Genomic DNA, 17257 nt, shown 5'->3' with positions numbered 1-17257 from the left:
AGCCCATGAACGCTCCTTCCATCACCACGAGCTCGGCGCGAAGCCCGGCCGTTCCCACGCGCTTCGACCTCGCGGCGGCCCTCAAGGATTCCGCGAAGAGCGCCCTGATCGCCTTCGGCCTGTCGATCCCGATCGTCGCCTACCGCACCGACCAGAGCGGCGCGGACCTGTTCCTGAACCCGCGCTGGGACATGGTGGCGATCTTCTGCGCCATCGTCTTCGGCCTCCGCCTGGCGCAGCACGCCTTCATGGCGTCCCGGGCCGCCCGCGAGGCCGTCCCGAGCCCCACCCAGGCGACGGAGCTGGTCCATGCGGAGCCGAGCGCCTTCCAGAAGGCGTCCCGCTTCGGCATTCCCTTCTTCCTAGGGGTCGCCCTCGCCTTCCCCATCCTGATCTACCTGATCCAGGGCGGCCTGAACGAATCCCGCTACTGGGTCGATCTGGGCATCCTGATCCTCACCTACGTGATGCTCGGCTGGGGCCTGAACATCGTGGTGGGCCTCGCCGGTCTTCTGGACCTGGGCTACGTGGCGTTCTACGCGGTCGGCGCCTATTCCTACGCCCTGCTCTCGACCACGTTCGGGCTGTCGTTCTGGATCTGCCTCCCGCTGGCGGGCATTCTCGCCGCCTTCTGGGGCATCGTCCTGGGCTTCCCGGTGCTGCGCCTGCGCGGCGACTATCTCGCCATCGTGACCCTCGCCTTCGGCGAGATCATCCGCCTCGTCCTCATCAACTGGGTGGACCTGACGAATGGCGGCGCCGGCATCTCCTCGATCCCGCGCGCGACCTTCTTCGGCATCCCGTTCACGGCGGGAGAAGGCGGTTTCGCGGACACCTTCGGGCTCGAGTTCAACGGTATGCACAGGATGATCTTCCTGTACTACCTGATCCTGGCCCTGGCGCTGCTGACCAACTTCGTGACGATGCGCCTGCGCAAGCTGCCCGTCGGCCGCGCCTGGGAAGCCCTGCGCGAGGACGAGATCGCCTGCCGGTCTCTGGGCATCAACACCACGAACACCAAGCTGACGGCCTTCGCCATCGGCGCCATGTTCGGCGGCTTCGCCGGATCGTTCTTCGCGGTCCGTCAGGGCTTCATCTCGCCGGAAAGCTTCAACTTCCTGGAATCCGCGATCATCCTGGCCATCGTGGTCATGGGCGGCATGGGTTCCCAGATCGGCGTCGCCATCGCGGCCATCGTGCTCGTGGGCGGGCCGGAGGTGCTGCGTAACCTGACCTTCCTCCAGGCCGTCTTCGGTTCGGGCTTCGACCCGAACGAGTACCGCCTCCTGCTCTTCGGCGCCGGCATGGTGGCCATGATGGTGTGGCGTCCGCGCGGCCTCATCTCGGAGCGTCAACCCTCGGTGATCTTGAAAGAGCGCAAGGCGATTTCCGGCTCGCTCGTGAAGGAAGGACACGGCTAATGCGCTGGCTTCAGGACCCCATCCTCGACGTTCAGCATCTCACGATGCGCTTCGGCGGCCTCGTCGCCATCAACGACCTCTCCTTCAAGGCCGGGCGCGGCGACATCACCGCGCTCATCGGCCCCAACGGCGCCGGCAAGACCACGGTCTTCAACTGCATCACCGGCTTCTACAAGCCGACGGAGGGCATGATCGCGCTCCGCAAGCCGGACGGTTCGCACCTGCTCCTCGAGAGGCTTCCGGGCTACGACATCAACTGGAAGGCCAAGGTCGCCCGCACCTTCCAGAACATCCGCCTGTTCTCGGGCATGACCGTGCTCGAGAACCTGCTGGTGGCGCAGCACAACCCGCTGATGATCGCCTCCGGCTTCACCTTCCTCGGCGTGCTCGGCCTCGGCCGCTACCGCGATGCCGAGAAGGAGGCCATCGAGCGGGCGAAGTTCTGGCTGGAAAAGACCCGTCTCACCCACAGGGCCGACGACCCGGCCGGCGACCTGCCCTACGGCGACCAGCGCCGCCTGGAGATCGCCCGCGCCATGTGCACGGATCCGCTCCTGCTCTGCCTCGACGAGCCGGCGGCGGGTCTCAACCCGCGTGAATCCCTCGAGCTGAACGAGCTTCTCCTGTCGATCCGGAAGGATCACGGCACCTCGATCCTGCTCATCGAGCACGACATGTCGGTGGTGATGGAGATCTCCGATCACGTGGTGGTGCTCGATTACGGCACCAAGATCTCGGACGGCACGCCGGCCCAGGTCAGGGACGATCCGAAGGTGATCGCCGCCTATCTCGGCGTCGACGATTCGGAAGTGGAACAGGTGGAAGCGGAGATCGGCGCATGAGCACCGCTGGAGCACAGACACACCGCCAGCCCGGCGCGAGCCCGGCCGCGGGCCGCCAGCCGCTTCTCAGCGTGCGCGGCGTGAAGACCTATTACGGCAACATCATCGCCCTCAAGGGCGTGGACATGGACGTCCACGAAGGCGAGATCGTCACCCTGATCGGGGCCAACGGCGCCGGCAAGTCGACGCTGATGATGACGATCTTCGGCAACCCGCGGGCCCGCGAGGGCACGATCACCTATGCGGGCCGGGACATCACCAAGATGCCGACCCACGAGATCGCGCAGCTCTCGATCGCCCAGTCCCCGGAGGGACGGCGCATCTTCCCGCGCATGACCGTGTACGAGAACCTGCAGATGGGCGCCTCGATCAACGGCTTCGCCCATTTCGACCAAGATCTGGAGCGGGTCTGCACCCTGTTCCCGCGCCTGAAGGAGCGCCTGCAGCAGCGCGGCGGCACCCTGTCGGGCGGCGAGCAGCAGATGCTGGCCATCGCCAGGGCGCTCATGAGCCGCCCGAAGCTCCTCCTCCTGGACGAGCCGTCCTTGGGCCTCGCGCCCCTGATCGTGAAGCAGATCTTCACGATCATCAAGGAGCTCAACGAGCAGGACGGCATGACCGTGTTCCTGGTGGAGCAGAACGCCTATCACGCCCTCAAGCTTGCCCATCGCGGATATGTGATGGTGACGGGCAACATCACCATGAGCGGGACCGGCAAGGAGCTGCTGGAGGATCCGCAGGTCCGGGCGGCCTATCTCGAGGGAGGGCATCACTGATGCAGGGCATTCTCTACGAAGAGCCGTCCTTCTGGCTCTTCCTTCTCATCACCGTGATCATGGGCGGCTGGGCCGCCTGGATGACCGGCCGGGCCATCGCCATCACCTGGCGGCCCTACTGGAACCTCATCCTCTATCTGCTGATCCTGGGGGCGGCGGTCCGGTTCATCCACTTCGCCCTGTTCGGCGGCACACTCCTGTCGGTGCATTACTACGCGGTCGACACCATCGTGCTCCTGATCATCGGCAGCCTCGGCTTCCAGTACTACCGGGCCAGGCAGATGACATCACAATATCGTTGGCTCTACGAGCGGACCGGCCCGTTCAGCTGGCGGGAAAAGGCCTCTCATACGAAGGGCTAAGCCCGAGAATTTCCGGCGTGACTTCCGCTCAAAAAGAAGCATGATGTCACCCGGAAGGCGGGCCCAGGCCCGTCGAAGCCGGCCCCTTGAGGAAGAGGGGCCTAATAAAACCACCCAGAGGAGTGACCTCATGAAGAATTTGCTGTTGACCGGCGTTGCGCTCGGCCTCGGCCTTGCCTTTTCCGGTGCGGCCAACGCGCAGATCAAGGTCGGCGTGGCCGGTCCCATCACGGGCCCGAACGCCGCTTTCGGCGCGCAGCTCAAGAACGGCGCCGAGCAGGCGGTCGCTGACATCAATGCTGCCGGCGGCATCAACGGACAGAAGGTCGAGCTCGTCGTCGGCGACGACGTCTGCGATCCGAAGCAGGGCGTTTCGGTGGCCAACAAGTTCGCGGCCGAAGGCGTGAAGATGGTCATCGGCCACTTCTGCTCGGGCGTCTCGATCCCGGCTTCGCAGGTCTACGAAGAGGCCGGCATCGTCCAGATCTCGCCCGCTTCGACGAACCCGACCTACACCGAGCGCGGCATGTGGAACACCTTCCGCACCTGCGGTCGCGACGACCAGCAGGGCCTCGTGGCCGGCACCTATCTCGCCGACAACTTCAAGGGCAAGAAGGTCGCGATCATTCACGACAAGACCCCCTACGGCAAGGGCCTCGCCGACGAGACCCAGAAGACCATGAACAGCAAGGGTCTGAAGGAAGTCGTGTACGAAGGCATCAACACGGGCGAGAAGGACTATTCCGCTCTCGTGTCGAAGCTGAAGCAGGCCGGCGTGGACGTGGTCTATTTCGGCGGCCTCCACACGGAAGCCGGCCTCATCATCCGTCAGATGCGCGACCAGGGCCTCAACTCCCCGCTCATGTCGGGTGACGGCATCGTGTCGGCCGAGTTCACCTCGATCGCCGGCCCGGGCGCCGAAGGCACCCTGATGACCTTCGCTCCGGATCCGCGCAAGAACCCGAACGCCAAGGAAGTGGTCGAGAAGTTCCGCGCCAAGAACTACGAGCCTGAGGCCTACACCCTCTACAGCTACGCTGCGGCCCAGGTTCTGGCCGAGGCTGCGAAGCAGGCGGGCAGCACGGACGGCCAGAAGGTCGCCAACGTGATCAAGGCCGGCAAACCCTTCAAGACCGTGATCGGCGATCTCTCCTTCGACAAGAAGGGCGACATCACCCGTCCGGACTACGTCGTGTACGTCTGGAAGAAGGGCGCCGACGGCAAGATCGACTACGCCGGCAACGAAGTCGGCATGTAATCGGCCGGCTGACCCAATCCCAAGACCCGCCCTGGCGACAGGGCGGGTTTTTTCATGGAAACACCGAGGCCGACGATGCCCGCCCTCACCCTGTCGCTGCTCGAGCACCCCTATGCCGTCTGCCGTCTCCCGCCCGATGCGGCGGTGGAGCCGCTGCCTCCGGGGCCGTTTCACCTTCTGGTGAGAGCCCCGGAAGAAACGACCCTCGTCTGTCCTCTCGAGCGGGCGCCGCCGGGGGCCGAGATCGACCGCGCCTGGCGCTGTTTCCGGATCGAGCAGAGCTTCGATTTCAGCGTGGCCGGCATCCTAGCCTCGGTCCTCGGTCCCCTCGCGGCTGCCAATGTGGGCATCTTCGCCACCTCGACCTTCAGCACCGATTACGTGCTGGTGAAGGAAGCGGATCTGGACCGGGCCGTGGACGCCTTGCGGGCCGCCGGGCACGCGCTGACCCTCTGAGGGCGGCCCAAGGCCGCCGTCAAAGCCGCTCGATCCGCCCCGCGAAGCAGCCGCGCCGGGCGAAATGGGCATCCACATGGGCCACGTCCGGGCGGGCCAGGAACCGTTGGATCACGGCCGAAACCTCATTCCCCTCCGCCACCTCGGCATCGACGATCAGGGCGTCGGCATCGTAGGCCCGCAGGGACAGCAGCCGGTCGCGCAGGGCCGGAGGAAGCTCGCCCCGGTAATGCGCCGGCTCCTCGGCACCCCGGCTGACGAAGATCGGGCCGCCTGCCCTGTACGGCGAGGCCGGGTTCGGCTGGTGCATGTAATGGACGAGGAGCAGTTCCTCCCCCTCCCTCACCCGCGCCAGGGCGACCCGGCACGGATAGGCGTCGGGTTCGTCGGCCTTCACCCTGATGATGCCCTGGGCGGCAAGAGCCTCGTCGGACAGGCGGAAGAGCGGCTGGAACGGCTGCGGGTCGATGCCACGGACTTGGAACGGCATGAATGGTCTCCTTGATCGAGACCGCGACGGTCGCAGCACCGGAAGCCGGAGGCGACCCGATTCCTGCCGTGCTCAGCCCAAGGTCGCCAGCGCCGGAAACGTCTCAAGCAGCCAGAAGGACGCGGTGGTGATCCAGCCGGTCAGGAAGGCGATGCCGGTCAGCACGAGCAGGACCCCCATGGTCTTCTCCACCACGGAGAAGCGCGAACGCATGCGCTTCAGGAGCGCCGCGAAGGGCTTCATGGCGAAGGCCGCGAGCAGGAACGGGATACCCAGCCCGGCCGAATAGGCCGCCAGCAGAATCGCTCCCTGCGAGACGCTGTCCTCGGAGCCCGCCACGGTCAGGATGGCCGCCAGGACCGGGCCGATGCAAGGCGTCCAGCCGAACGCGAAGGCAAGCCCCATCACGTAGGCGCCCCACAGCCCCACGGGCTTGTCCACGTTGAACCGCGCCTCGCGGTAGAGCAGCCCGATCCGGAAGATGCCGAGGAAATGCAGGCCCATCACGATGATGGCGACGCCTGCGACGGTGCTCAGGACGTCGAGGTACTGCCGGATCACCTGTCCCAGGGCCGAGGCGGTGGCGCCCAGGAGCACGAAGACGGTGGAAAAGCCGGCGACGAAAAGGAGGGCCGCCAGGACCGCGCGGCGGCGCACGGCGCCGTCCCCCGCGTTCAGCCGGTCGAAGGTGGTGCCCGCCAGGAAGGACAGGTAGGGCGGCACCAACGGCAGGACGCAAGGGCTCAGGAAGCTGATGAGGCCGCCGGCAACCGCGGCAGGAAGGGAGACGCTGAGCATTGAGGTCTTCTATCCTGTCGGCTCGGGACAAGAAAGCCGGTGGATGTCGCAGTCGCCAGCTTGTGAACGTGGCCGTTTTCAGCTTGCCTTGCCGTCATGCCCCAGCTCCGCAACCTCATCACCGACGTGCCCGGCCTTCGCGTCGGCAACGCTCACGATCCCGCCCTCGCCTCCGGCGTGACGGTCGCCCTCTTCGACGAGCCGACGGTCGTCTCCTGCGCGGTCCTCGGCGGCGCCCCCGGCACCCGGGAGACGGACCTGCTCGAACCGGACAAGATGGTGCCGGGCATCCACGCCGTCGTCCTGTCCGGAGGCTCGGCCTTCGGCCTCGATGCCGCGAGCGGGGTGCAGGCCTGCCTGCGGGAGCAGGGCATCGGCTTCCCCGTCGGACCGGCGCGGATTCCCCTGGTCTCCCAGGCGGTCATCTTCGACATGCTCAATGGCGGGGACAAGGATTGGGGGCGCTACCCGCCCTACCGCGACCTCGGCTACGAGGCGGCGAAGGCGGCGGGCCACGACTTCGCACTCGGCACGGCGGGCGGCGGCTACGGGGCCACGACCGCGAACCTGAAGGGCGGCCTCGGCTCGGTCAGCACGGTGACGGCCTCCGGGCACCGGGTCGGCGCCATGGTGATCGTCAACAGCATCGCCTCGGCGGTCATCGGGGAAGGCCCCCATTTCTGGGCCGGCGCCTTCGAGGAGGGCGACGAGTTCGGCGGCCACGGGCACCCCGAGAAGGTCCATCCCGAAAAGCGGGAACTCATCTGGAAAGGCGGCCCGCAGCCGGCCACGACCATCGCGCTGGTGGCGACCGACGCGGTTCTCACCAAGGGACAGGCCAAGCGCCTCGCCATCTCGTCCCATGCGGGCATCGCCCGGGGCCTGCGCTTCTCCCATGCGCTCTACGACGGCGACACGGTCTTCGCGGCGGCCACCGGGCAGCGGCCCCTCGACGATGTCGAGGATTTCACCCACATCACCGCGGCCGCCGCCGACTGCGTCACCCGCGCCATCGCCCGGGGCGTCTACGAGGCCACGGCCCTGCCCTTCCCGACCGCGCAGCCCGCCTGGCGCGACCGGTTCGCGGCGGGCGCGACCGAGTTCTAGAACCGGTCGGGACGATAGGGCTTGGGATCGATCACCGTCGGCTCGCCGGTGATCATCTCGGCCATGACGCGCCCGGTGACGGGCCCGAGGGTCATGCCGTGGTGGGCGTGGCCGAAGCTGAACCAGAGGTTCTTGTGGCGCGGCGCCCGGCCGATGATCGGCATCATGTCCGGCGTGCAGGGACGCATGCCCATCCAGGGCTCCGGATCGACCCGCTCGCCGAGGGGGAAGAAGGACTTGGCGATGGGCTCGGCCCGCTGAAGCTGCACGGGCGTCTTGGGCGCGTCCCGGTCGGCGAATTCGGCGCCCGTGGTGAGGCGGATGCCCCTCGCCATCGGGGCCAGGAAGTAGCCGCGCTCGAAATCCAGGGTCGGGCGATTGAGCACCGCGTTGCCTTCCGGCTTGTAGTGCATGTGGTAGCCGCGCTTGACCGCGAGCGGAAAGTTGTAGCCGAACTTCCTCGTCACCACGTCGGCCCAGGGGCCGAGCGCCACGACCACGTCGCCGGCATCGACGGCGCCCTTCTCGGTCTGGAGGCGCCAGCCGTCGGCGGTCTGCTCCAGGGTCTTGGCGTCGCCCGCCGCGACCTCGCCGCCGAGCTTTTCGAACAGCTCCACATAGGACAGGACGAGGTGGTACGGGTCGAAGATGGCGGCCGGGTCGGTCCAGTGGATGCCGCCCTTCATCTCCGCCTTGATGTGCGGCTCGCGCTCGGCCACGTCCTTCGTGTTCAGGGCGACGAAATTGACCCCGAAGTCGCTCCGCACCTGCTCGGCGTCGCGAAGCTGTGTCTCCATCGCCTTGTCGGAGCGGAAGACCTTCATCCAGCCGGTCGGGCGGATGAGCTGCGTCGAGCCCGCCTCCTCCGCAAGCGCCATGTGCTCGGTCACGCTGTGCTCGATCAGCGGCGCGTAGAGGCGCGCGATCGCCTTGTGCTGCGCGGGGCGCGAATGCATCCAGTACTGGAACAGGAACGGCGCCAGCTTCGGCAGCGCCGCCATGTGGTAATGGGCGTCGATGGTGTTGTTGAGCGCGTAGCGGAGCAGCGCGCCGAAATCGTGCGGGAAGCCGTAAGGATAGACGCCCTCGCGCTGGATCAGGCCGGCATTGCCGAAGGAGGTTTCCTCGCCGGGACGGCGCTTGTCCACCAGCAGCACGGAGCGTCCGCGCTTCTGCAGGTGAATGGCAATCGACACGCCGACGATGCCGGCGCCAAGAACAACGACGTCCTTACGCATGGGAAATCGAATCCTATCCTGTGATCCCCCGGAAGCCGGGAGCCGAGGAGCCTTGCACCCCTCTCGCGTGCCGCATGTTTACTCCCGATCCTTCGGGGCCGTCCACGCCTTTCCTGTGGCAAAAGGCCCTCTCCCCAGGGAGTTGGCGGGATCGGGCGCCGATGTCCCGTTGCCGCAGGGATAAGCTCGTGCTACCGGCGCGGCCATGACACGTCCTCTTCTCATCGCCCCCTCCATTCTGTCCGCCGACTTCGCCAAGCTGGGCGAAGAGGTGCGCGCCATCGACCAGGCCGGCGCGGACTGGATCCATATCGACGTGATGGACGGGCACTTCGTGCCGAACATCACCATCGGGCCGGACGTGGTGAAGGCCCTGCGTCCGCACTCGGCGAAGGTGTTCGACGTGCACCTGATGATCGCCCCGGTGGATCCGTATCTCGAAGCCTTCGCCAAGGCGGGAGCGGACATCATCAGCATCCATGCGGAAGCAGGACCGCACCTGCACCGGTCGCTCCAGACCATCCGGGCGCTGGGCAAGAAGGCCGGCATCGTGCTCAATCCCGGCACGCACGAATCCGCCATCGAGCCGGTGCTCGACATGGTCGACCTCGTCCTGCTCATGACGGTCAATCCCGGCTTCGGCGGCCAGGCCTTCATCGGGTCGGTCTGCGACAAGATCCGGCGCGTCAAGGCGATGGTCGGCGACCGGGACATCGACATCGAAATCGACGGAGGCGCGACGCCGGAAACGGCTCCTCTCGTGGCAGCCGCCGGCGCCAACGTGCTCGTGGCCGGCTCCGCCACCTTCAAGGGCGGCCCCTCGGCTTACGCGCCCAACATGGCGGCCATCCGTTCGGCGGCCGAGCAGGCCCGCTAGAGCGGGCGGGCTGCACTGGAGGCATGGCCTCATGCAGCGCTGTCGCATGACGGAACAAGCCAAGAGCCCGCTCGTTGCCCATCTCTCTGAACCGGAGGCTGGGTATGTTGAGCGGATGCCGCGTTCTCGTTCTGGAAGATGAAGCCGTCACCGCCGAGGACATCAGGCAGCTCCTGGTGGAGGCCGAAGGCGTGCCTGTCGGCCCGGTCGGAAGCCTGAGCGAGGCGAAGAAACTCCTGAAGGACGGAACGCCGCTCGACGCGGCCCTGCTGGACGTCAATCTGTCCGACGGCCCCGTTACGCCCGTTCTCGAGGCGCTGAGCGCCCGCGGCATCCCGACCCTGGTCTATACCGGCGGGGCGGTGCCGGACGACGTGCGCCAGCGTCATCCCGACCTGATCGCCCTGTCCAAGCCGGTGCCGCCGGCGAAGCTCATCGGCGAACTGCGCCGCCTGCTCGGCGGCGCGACCCTGCCTCGACCGGCGGGAAGCACGCACTGACCCCGCACGGCCTGGTCCGCCTGCGCGACCAGGTCACGCCCGGCGTTGCGTCGTGCCGGAGGCTTCGGGCTCCTCAATCCCGCTCGACCTCCTGGTCTATGTGCAGGTAATCCGGGTCGTACTGGCCGACCTCCTTGAGGCGCTCCCAGTCGTCGATGATCAAGATCTTGCCGCGCGAGGTGATCAGACCGTCGCTCCGGAGCCCCTGCAGGACCCTGTTCACATGGACGGTGGTGATGCCGAACGCGTCACCCAGCTCCTCCTGCGTGATCGGCAGTTCGTAGGAATTGTCCTTCGTCATTTGCACGGGTTCGAGACGGTCGCGCAGCTCGCACAGGAAGTGCGCGAGGCGCTCCCGGGCGTCCATTCGCCCAAGGCTGGTCATCCAGGCGCGATGCACGGCACCGTCGACGAGAGTGGTGAGCCAAAGCACGCGGGTGAGATGAGGATAGTGCTTGGTGATTTCCTTCAGGTCGCTGTGAGCGACATGGGACACGGTGCAGGTCGTGAGCGCGGCGACGCCGTCGTCGATCTTCTTGAGCAGGAAACTGTGAAGATCCGCGAAATCGCCCGGGACGTGAAAGGCCGTGATCTGCCGTTGCCCGTCCACTGCGTGCTTCTGGCGGGTGGCAAAGCCGGAAAGGATGAGGCTGCTGTGACTCGGACAGCTGCCCTCGGGCACGATGTCCTCGCGCGCCTGGTAAACGGAGGTCCGCAACGTGATCTGCCGAAGCACCTGCTTCTCGTCCTCGGAGAGGGGGCCATGCCGCTCAAGCTTTGCGATGAGTGGATGTGACATGCGCCCGCTCCTCCCGCTTACGGATTGGTGTCGGATCCCGCTTTGGAGCCGGATGCCAGGATTGCCTCGTACAGACGCTGCGGCAGAGCCTCGATGAACGGGACCGTCATCAGCTCACGGCCGGTTTCGTCCGCAATCACGACGGCATCGTCCAGGGAATCGTCGGCACCGCGTTTGATTGCTTCGGCCAGAATATCCCGGATGCCCGCGAGAGCCTCGGCCCGGGCGCGGGCGAGGTCGGGCAACTCGATCCCGTCAGGGTCTTCGATAAGCTGATCGCCCTGCCGGATGTGGCGGTAATATCGAGGCATCCGGCTTAACTTCCTTGCTCGGTGGTATGTTCCTCGCTCCACGGGCAAACCTGCTCCCGCATCCGAAACGTGCCGAAGCGCCGGGGGTGTCGGTTCGCGGCATGATCGTCTAAGCTGTCCGAACGCGCTCCTCAGCCGCAAGAGACCTCCCATGCTCGACATCGCCCCCGTCTTCCTCGGCATTTTCCTGGCCCAGGTCTCGCCGGGGCCGAACATGATGGCCGTGTCGTCGGCCTCCCTCGGGAGCGGTCGCGCCCCCGGCATCGCCACGGCCGCGGGAATCGCGACGGGTGTCTTCCTCTGGGCCACCCTCTTCGCCTCGGGCGTGGGAGCCCTTCTCGACGCCTTTCCGCAGGCGATCACGGCCATGCGCTTCATCGGCGGCGGCTACCTGATCTATCTCGGCCTGAAGGCCGTGCGCGCCGCCCTCACCCGCTCCCCGGGCGGCCGTGTCGCCGCGAGCGTGAGGACGGGCGGACGAGCGGCCTATCTGCGGGGCCTGCTGGTCGTCCTGACCAATCCGAAGGCCGCGCTCATGTGGGTGGCGATCTCCATGTATCTCGCCTCCTCCGGCCTGTCCGTCCTCGGGTTCCTGGCCATCGGGCTCGGTGCCTCGGCATCGGCCATGGTCATCTACGGCACCTATGCGCTGCTTTTCTCGACCGGAATCGTCATGCGCGCCTATGCCCGCTTCTTCCGGGCGATCGAGGGCAGCTTCGGCCTGGTCTTCGGAGCCATCGGCGCGAAGCTCGTGGTCGACGGGGTGAAGGAACTGCGCGCCTAGCGTCGCCTGCGCGGAGCGCGGGGCCATTCGGCGCGCACGAGGCTTGTCTTCGCCCCTGTCATCCAATAGCGATCACCTCATCGTCGAAGCCGGTCCGCGCTGCGCCCCGCCCGTAGGAGAAGACACGTGATCCCCCGCTACAGCCGCCCCGAGATGGTCGCCATCTGGTCCCCGGAAACCAAGTTCCGCATCTGGTTCGAGATCGAGGCCCATGCCACCACGGCGCTCGCCAATCTCGGCGTCGTGCCCAAGGAGGCGGCCGAGATTGTGTGGGAGAAGGGCTCCAAGGCCACCTTCGACGTGGAGCGCATCGACTCCATCGAGCGCGAGGTGAAGCACGACGTCATCGCCTTCCTGACCCACCTCGCCGAGATCGTCGGCCCCGAGGCCCGCTTCGTCCACCAGGGCATGACCTCGTCGGACGTGCTCGACACCACCTTCAACGTGCAGCTCGTGCGCGCGACCGACCTGCTCCTGCGCGACATGGACGAGCTTCTCGCCGCCATCAAGCGCCGCGCCCTCGAGCACAAGATGACGCCGACCATCGGCCGCTCGCACGGCATCCACGCGGAGCCCACCACCTTCGGCCTCAAGCTCGCCCAGGCCTATGCGGAGTTCGAGCGCTGCAAGGTGCGCCTCATCGAAGCCCAGCGCGAGGTCGCCACCTGCGCCATCTCCGGCGCGGTCGGCACCTTCGCCAATATCGATCCGAGCGTAGAGGAATACGTGGCCGAGCAGATGGGCCTTTCGGTCGAGCCGGTCTCGACCCAGGTCATTCCCCGCGACCGGCACGCCATGTACTTCGCGACTTTGGGCGTGGTCGCCTCCTCCATCGAGCGTCTCGCCGTCGAGATCCGTCACCTGCAGCGCAGCGAGGTCCTGGAAGCCGAGGAGTATTTCTCCGCCGGCCAGAAGGGCTCCTCGGCCATGCCGCACAAGCGCAACCCGGTGCTGACCGAGAACCTCACGGGCCTCGCCCGCATGGTCCGCGCCTATGCGATGCCGGCCATGGAGAACGTGGCTCTCTGGCACGAGCGGGACATCTCGCATTCCTCCGTCGAGCGCATGATCGGCCCCGATGCCACCGTGACCCTGGACTTCGCCCTCGCCCGGCTGACCAGCGTGATCGACAAGCTCGTGGTCTATCCGGAGAACATGCAGAAGAACCTGGACCGCCTCGGCGGCCTCGTCCATTCGCAGCGCGTCCTGCTGGCCCTCACCCAGAAGGGAGCCTCGCGCGAGGACGCCTACCGCCTCGTCCAGCGCAACGCCATGCCGGTCTGGCGCGGCGAAGGCGACTTCCTGACCCTGCTGAAGGCGGACAAGGACGTGACCGGCTATCTCGCGCCGGACGAGATCGAGGCCTGCTTCGACCTGGGCTACCACTACAAGCACGTGGACACGATCTTCACCCGGGTCTTCGGCGCAAGCTGACGACAGGCCGCTTCGCGGCCGAAAGCACCATCCCACCATGGCCGGCCCAAGCCGGCCATTTTCTTTTTGGCGGCGGCTCAACCCGCCAAGCGCGGCTTTTCAAGGAGAGAACGGCCCTGCCCCGCATTCACCGCAAAGCTTGAACGGCATCGGGGCTGGAAATATCTTTCCAATGGGTAACAATACCCATCAGGAGATCAACGGCACGGGGATTTGACCATGTTGTCGGAGAAACTTCTCGCTACCGCCTTCACCCGTGCGGTGAAGCGCGGCACGCTCGAAATGACGACCGCCGGAGGGTCGCACATGACCTTCGGCGACGGCGGCGAGCCGCGGGTCGCGATCCGCTTCACGGACCCTGCCGCCCAGATGGCCCTGTGCCTGCATCCGGAATTGAAGCTGGGCGAGCTCTTCATGGAAGGGCGGCTCGTGATCGAGAAGGGCACGATCTACGACCTGCTCCAGCTTCTCCTCCAGGACACCCATGGCGAGCTCGACGAGCTTCCCTTCCACCGCCTCAGGAAGATCAGGGCCTGGATGAAGCGTCGCAGCGAGAACGATGCGGTGAAATCCAAGCGCAACGTCGCCCACCACTACGATCTCGACGGCCGGCTCTACGCCCTCTTCCTCGACAGCGACCGGCAGTATTCCTGCGCCTATTTCGACCACCCGGATGCGAGCCTCGAAGAGGCGCAGCTGGCCAAGAAACGGCACATCGCCGCGAAGCTCCTGGTGGAGCAGGGCCAGAGCGTTCTCGACATCGGCTCGGGCTGGGGCGGCATGGGCCTCTATCTGGCGCAGATCGCGGGAGCCGGCGCCGTCAGGGGCGTGACCCTGTCGGAGGAACAGCTCGACGTCTCCCGCAAGCGGGCGGCGGCGGCCGGGCTCCTGGGCCGGGTCCATTTCGAGCTCGAGGACTATCGGGAAACGAAAGGCACCTTCGACCGCATCGTCTCGGTGGGCATGTTCGAGCATGTGGGCCCGCCGTCCTACGACGATTATTTCCGGACCTGCCGGCAGCTCCTGAAGGAGGACGGCGTCATGCTCCTCCACACCATCGGCCGCTCGGGACCGCCCTATCCCACGAATCCCTGGATCACCAAGTACATCTTTCCCGGCGGGCATCTGCCGATCCTGTCGGAAATCATGCCGTCGGTGGAGCGGGCCGGGCTCGTGGTGACGGATGTCGAGGTGCTGCGCCTGCACTACGCCCTCACCCTGAAGGCCTGGCGGGAGCGATTCACGGCTCATCGCGAGGAGGTCCTGCGCCTCTACGACGAACGCTTCTGCCGCATGTGGGAGTGCTATCTCGCCATGTCGGAATCCGCCTTCCGCTTCCAGGACGCGGTGGTGTTCCAGATCCAGCTCGCGCGGCGCAACGACGTGGTGCCCCTGACCCGCGACTACATCGCCGAGCGGGAGGCGGCGCTGAGGATGGCCGAGGAGACGGAAATGAAGCAGACCGCTTGAACCGAGCGGAGCGGACGTTTAACTCGGATCCCATGAAAACCTCCGATTGCGACATCCTCATCGTTCCCGGATACGAGAATTCCGGCGTGGACCACTGGCAGAGCCGCTGGGAGCGGCAGCTCTCGACCGCGCGCCGGATCGAGCAGGAAAGCTGGGACGCCCCCGACAAGGAGGCCTGGATCGGGCGGATCGTCCGCGACGTGGAGAAGGCCAGGAAACCCGTGGTCCTGGTCGGCCACAGCCTCGGCGTCATCGCGATCGCGCATGCGGCCCCGCTGCTCAAGACCGGCAAGGTGCAGGGCGCCTTCCTGGTGGGCCTGCCCGATGTGGAGCGGCCGGATTTCATCCCCGCCATCGACCGGAGCTTCGCGCCGATCCCGCGCGATCCCCTGCCCTTCCCGTCCGTGCTGGTGATGAGCCGGACCGACCCTTTCGGCGAGTACGAGAAGGCGGAGGACATCGCCTATTCCTGGGGCTCCGCCATCGTGGATGCGGGCGACGCGGGACATATCAACACCGACAGCGGCCACGGTCCCTGGCCCGAGGGCCTGATGCGCTTCGCGGGGTTCCTCAAGCGGCTGTGAGGGACATGCCGTCTGCGGATTGCCTCTGACAGCGCAGCGCCGTTTCCCCCGTGCGGGGAGGAGATCGGACCGGCGCTTCCGGCGCCCTCATCCACCCTGAGATCCACGCGAGAAGGGCCCGGCCGCGCCCCAACATGACGAAAAGTTCATGTTGCGGTCACTTGGGCGTGAGCGGCCAAGCCCCAATCTCCTCCGTATCGACTTCACGAAGGAGATTGAAATGAAGAAGAAGATTGCCATCCTCGCCGCCGCGGCCCTCATGGCCGGCACGGGCACCTTCGCCCTGGCCCAGGGAACCGCCCCTGCCAACCCGGCAGGTCCGGGAACGGCTCAGGAGAACACGACGCGCCCCGAGCGCCGCGGCATGTCGCAGGACGATTTCAACCGCTTTGTCGACGCTCGCATCGCCGGCATCAAGGCAGGCTTGAGACTCACCCCCGAGCAGGAGCGCCTCTGGCAGCCGGTGGAGGATGCAATCCGCTCCAACGCCAACGAGCGCTTCACCCGCATGGAGCAGCGCCGCAGCATGCGCGGCCAGGACCGGCAGGAAATGGACTTCATGCAGCGGCTCGAACGGCGCGGCACGATGATGACCGAGCGGGCCCAGCGCACGAGCGCCCTGGCGACCGCCATGCGGCCCCTCTGGAACTCGTTCAACGACGACCAGAAGCGGGTTGCTCCGCGCCTCCTGCGCACGGCCGTCGGCGGCATGGGCTGGCGCGGCCATCATGGTGGACGCCACCACGGCAGGGACCATGCCCGGATGGGTATGCACCAGGGCCATGGCATGATGCATCGCGGCCCGGGCATGATGCAGCGGCAGGGCGGCGGCGATCAGCAGCAGGCTCCGGCCCAGCCCCAGAATCAGCAGTAAGCCGGATGCAGAAAGAAAAAGGCCGCCCCGAAGGGCGGCCTTTTTGCTGTCTCGAAATCGCGGCGATTAGCGCGAATAGAACTCGATCACGAGGTTCGGCTCCATCTGAACCGCATAAGGCACCTCGGAGAGGGTCGGAATGCGGGTGATGCGGGCCGTCATCTTGGAGTGATCGACCTCGATGTAGTCCGGAACGTCACGCTCGGCGAGCTGGGACGCCACGACGACGACCTCGAGCTGCTTCGACTTTTCCTTGACCTCGATCACATCGCCGGGCTTCACGAGGTAGCTCGGGATGTTGACGCGGCGGCCGTTGACCTTCACGTGACCGTGGTTGACGAACTGGCGCGCGGCGAACGGGGTCGCGACGAACTTCGCCCGGTACACGACGGCGTCGAGACGGCGCTCGAGCAGACCGACGAGGTTCTCGCCCGAGTCGCCCTTGAGGCGGATCGCCTCGGCGTAGTAGCGGCGGAACTGCTTCTCGGTGATGTTGGCGTAGTAGCCCTTGAGCTTCTGCTTGGCGCGCAGCTGCGTGCCGAAGTCGGAGAGCTTGCCCTTGCGGCGCTGGCCGTGCTGGCCGGGGCCGTATTCGCGGCGGTTCACGGGGCTCTTCGGGCGGCCCCAGATATTCTGGCCCATGCGGCGGTCAAGCTTGTGCTTGGCCTGAATGCGCTTCGACATCTCGCGATTCCTCTTGGTAAAGCGAACGGTTTTCGAGGAACGCGCCCTCCTCTTCCCCTCATCCCGAGGAGGCCCAAGGGGCCGTCTCGAGGGACGGGACGACAGGCCGACCGGAGCCGGGCCACGGGTGCGTAAAAAGTTACGCGGCCCCTGAGGACCGCGCGAACGGGTGGCTTCTAGGGGAAAGGAGCG

At 66.6% G+C, this 17257-nt stretch carries 20 protein-coding genes; 14 read left to right on the top strand and 6 right to left on the bottom strand.

The annotated features are described in order from the left end of the window. Nucleotides 1-5: 5 nt before the first annotated feature. The 6 genes from livM to LGR44_RS15535 all read left to right on the top strand — a co-directional run bounded on the left by livM (nt 6) and on the right by LGR44_RS15535 (nt 5115). Nucleotides 6-1421 carry a high-affinity branched-chain amino acid ABC transporter permease LivM gene (livM, locus tag LGR44_RS15560; protein WP_226741627.1) on the top strand — a complete coding sequence of 472 codons (1416 nt, stop codon included), beginning with the start codon at nt 6-8 and terminating at the stop codon, nt 1419-1421. Then, nucleotides 1421-2263: an ABC transporter ATP-binding protein gene (locus LGR44_RS15555; RefSeq protein WP_226741626.1), complete on the top strand. Its 843-nt coding sequence runs from the start codon at nt 1421-1423 to the stop codon at nt 2261-2263. Before livM ends, LGR44_RS15555 begins: the two co-directional genes overlap by 1 nt. Beyond that, nucleotides 2260-3039, top strand: a complete 780-nt coding sequence (locus LGR44_RS15550; RefSeq protein WP_226741625.1) for an ABC transporter ATP-binding protein — start codon at nt 2260-2262, stop codon at nt 3037-3039. The genes LGR44_RS15555 and LGR44_RS15550 overlap by 4 nt, the downstream gene beginning before the upstream one ends. After that, nucleotides 3039-3401 (top strand): DUF6867 family protein, encoded by a 363-nt coding sequence (locus LGR44_RS15545; protein ID WP_226741624.1) that lies wholly within the window; start codon nt 3039-3041, stop codon nt 3399-3401. The genes LGR44_RS15550 and LGR44_RS15545 overlap by 1 nt, the downstream gene beginning before the upstream one ends. A 130-nt stretch (nt 3402-3531) precedes the next feature. Then, nucleotides 3532-4659, top strand: coding sequence for a branched-chain amino acid ABC transporter substrate-binding protein (locus LGR44_RS15540; protein WP_226741623.1), 1128 nt, complete (start codon nt 3532-3534; stop codon nt 4657-4659). Between the two features lie 75 nt (nt 4660-4734). Continuing rightward, nucleotides 4735-5115 (top strand): ACT domain-containing protein, encoded by a 381-nt coding sequence (locus LGR44_RS15535; protein WP_226741622.1) that lies wholly within the window; start codon nt 4735-4737, stop codon nt 5113-5115. A gap of 19 nt (nt 5116-5134) precedes the next feature. Here LGR44_RS15535 and LGR44_RS15530 read toward each other — a convergent pair whose 3' ends face one another. Continuing rightward, a complete protein-coding gene (locus LGR44_RS15530; RefSeq protein ID WP_226741621.1) occupies nt 5135-5605 on the bottom strand; it encodes a DUF1203 domain-containing protein in 471 nt (156 codons plus the stop codon). 72 nt (nt 5606-5677) lie between these two features. Further along, the gene (locus tag LGR44_RS15525; protein WP_226741620.1) at nt 5678-6403 is read right to left on the bottom strand and encodes a cytochrome c biogenesis CcdA family protein; all 726 of its coding nucleotides are present in this window, start codon (nt 6401-6403) and stop codon (nt 5678-5680) included. Nucleotides 6404-6499: 96 nt separating this feature from the next. Here LGR44_RS15525 and LGR44_RS15520 point away from each other — a divergent pair, with 96 nt between their 5' ends. After that, entirely contained in the window at nt 6500-7510 is a 1011-nt protein-coding gene (locus LGR44_RS15520) for a P1 family peptidase (RefSeq protein ID WP_226741619.1), read from the top strand. Here LGR44_RS15520 and LGR44_RS15515 read toward each other — a convergent pair. Beyond that, nucleotides 7507-8748, bottom strand: coding sequence for an NAD(P)/FAD-dependent oxidoreductase (locus LGR44_RS15515; protein ID WP_226741618.1), 1242 nt, complete (start codon nt 8746-8748; stop codon nt 7507-7509). The two genes, LGR44_RS15520 and LGR44_RS15515, sit on opposite strands and share 4 nt — an antisense overlap. A gap of 205 nt (nt 8749-8953) precedes the next feature. Between LGR44_RS15515 and rpe the strand changes: the two genes are divergently transcribed. Together rpe and LGR44_RS15505 are read left to right on the top strand one after the other, a co-directional pair. Continuing rightward, nucleotides 8954-9625, top strand: a complete 672-nt coding sequence (rpe, locus tag LGR44_RS15510) for a ribulose-phosphate 3-epimerase (RefSeq protein ID WP_226741617.1) — start codon at nt 8954-8956, stop codon at nt 9623-9625. Between the two features lie 104 nt (nt 9626-9729). Next, complete coding sequence (locus tag LGR44_RS15505) at nt 9730-10125, top strand: response regulator (RefSeq protein WP_226741616.1); 396 nt, start codon at nt 9730-9732, stop codon at nt 10123-10125. A gap of 73 nt (nt 10126-10198) precedes the next feature. Here the strand turns inward: LGR44_RS15505 and LGR44_RS15500 are convergent, their stop codons facing one another. Together LGR44_RS15500 and LGR44_RS15495 are read right to left on the bottom strand one after the other, a co-directional pair. Continuing rightward, nucleotides 10199-10924: a Crp/Fnr family transcriptional regulator gene (locus tag LGR44_RS15500; RefSeq protein ID WP_226741615.1), complete on the bottom strand. Its 726-nt coding sequence runs from the start codon at nt 10922-10924 to the stop codon at nt 10199-10201. A gap of 17 nt (nt 10925-10941) precedes the next feature. Further along, entirely contained in the window at nt 10942-11235 is a 294-nt protein-coding gene (locus LGR44_RS15495) for a DUF6894 family protein (RefSeq protein ID WP_226741614.1), read from the bottom strand. Between the two features lie 151 nt (nt 11236-11386). Between LGR44_RS15495 and LGR44_RS15490 the strand changes: the two genes are divergently transcribed. The 5 genes from LGR44_RS15490 to LGR44_RS15470 all read left to right on the top strand — a co-directional run bounded on the left by LGR44_RS15490 (nt 11387) and on the right by LGR44_RS15470 (nt 16381). Then, the gene (locus LGR44_RS15490; RefSeq protein ID WP_226741613.1) at nt 11387-12019 is read left to right on the top strand and encodes a LysE family translocator; all 633 of its coding nucleotides are present in this window, start codon (nt 11387-11389) and stop codon (nt 12017-12019) included. Nucleotides 12020-12145: 126 nt separating this feature from the next. After that, nucleotides 12146-13453 carry an adenylosuccinate lyase gene (gene purB, locus LGR44_RS15485; protein WP_226741612.1) on the top strand — a complete coding sequence of 436 codons (1308 nt, stop codon included), beginning with the start codon at nt 12146-12148 and terminating at the stop codon, nt 13451-13453. A 219-nt stretch (nt 13454-13672) separates the two neighbouring features. Further along, complete coding sequence (locus tag LGR44_RS15480) at nt 13673-14923, top strand: SAM-dependent methyltransferase (RefSeq protein WP_226741611.1); 1251 nt, start codon at nt 13673-13675, stop codon at nt 14921-14923. Between the two features lie 32 nt (nt 14924-14955). Continuing rightward, nucleotides 14956-15507, top strand: a complete 552-nt coding sequence (locus LGR44_RS15475; RefSeq protein ID WP_226741610.1) for an RBBP9/YdeN family alpha/beta hydrolase — start codon at nt 14956-14958, stop codon at nt 15505-15507. A 220-nt stretch (nt 15508-15727) separates the two neighbouring features. Next, nucleotides 15728-16381 carry a Spy/CpxP family protein refolding chaperone gene (locus tag LGR44_RS15470; RefSeq protein WP_226741609.1) on the top strand — a complete coding sequence of 218 codons (654 nt, stop codon included), beginning with the start codon at nt 15728-15730 and terminating at the stop codon, nt 16379-16381. A 66-nt stretch (nt 16382-16447) separates the two neighbouring features. On the opposite strand, the gene rpsD is transcribed toward LGR44_RS15470, so the two are convergent. Beyond that, nucleotides 16448-17065, bottom strand: a complete 618-nt coding sequence (gene rpsD, locus LGR44_RS15465) for a 30S ribosomal protein S4 (protein ID WP_226741608.1) — start codon at nt 17063-17065, stop codon at nt 16448-16450. Between the last annotated feature and the right edge of the window lie 192 nt (nt 17066-17257).

The organism is Microvirga lenta (assembly GCF_020532555.1).
Lineage (GTDB): Bacteria > Pseudomonadota > Alphaproteobacteria > Rhizobiales > Beijerinckiaceae > Microvirga > Microvirga lenta.
Note: the sequence above shows the minus strand (reverse complement) of the source record. Positions and strands in the feature narration are given on the sequence as shown.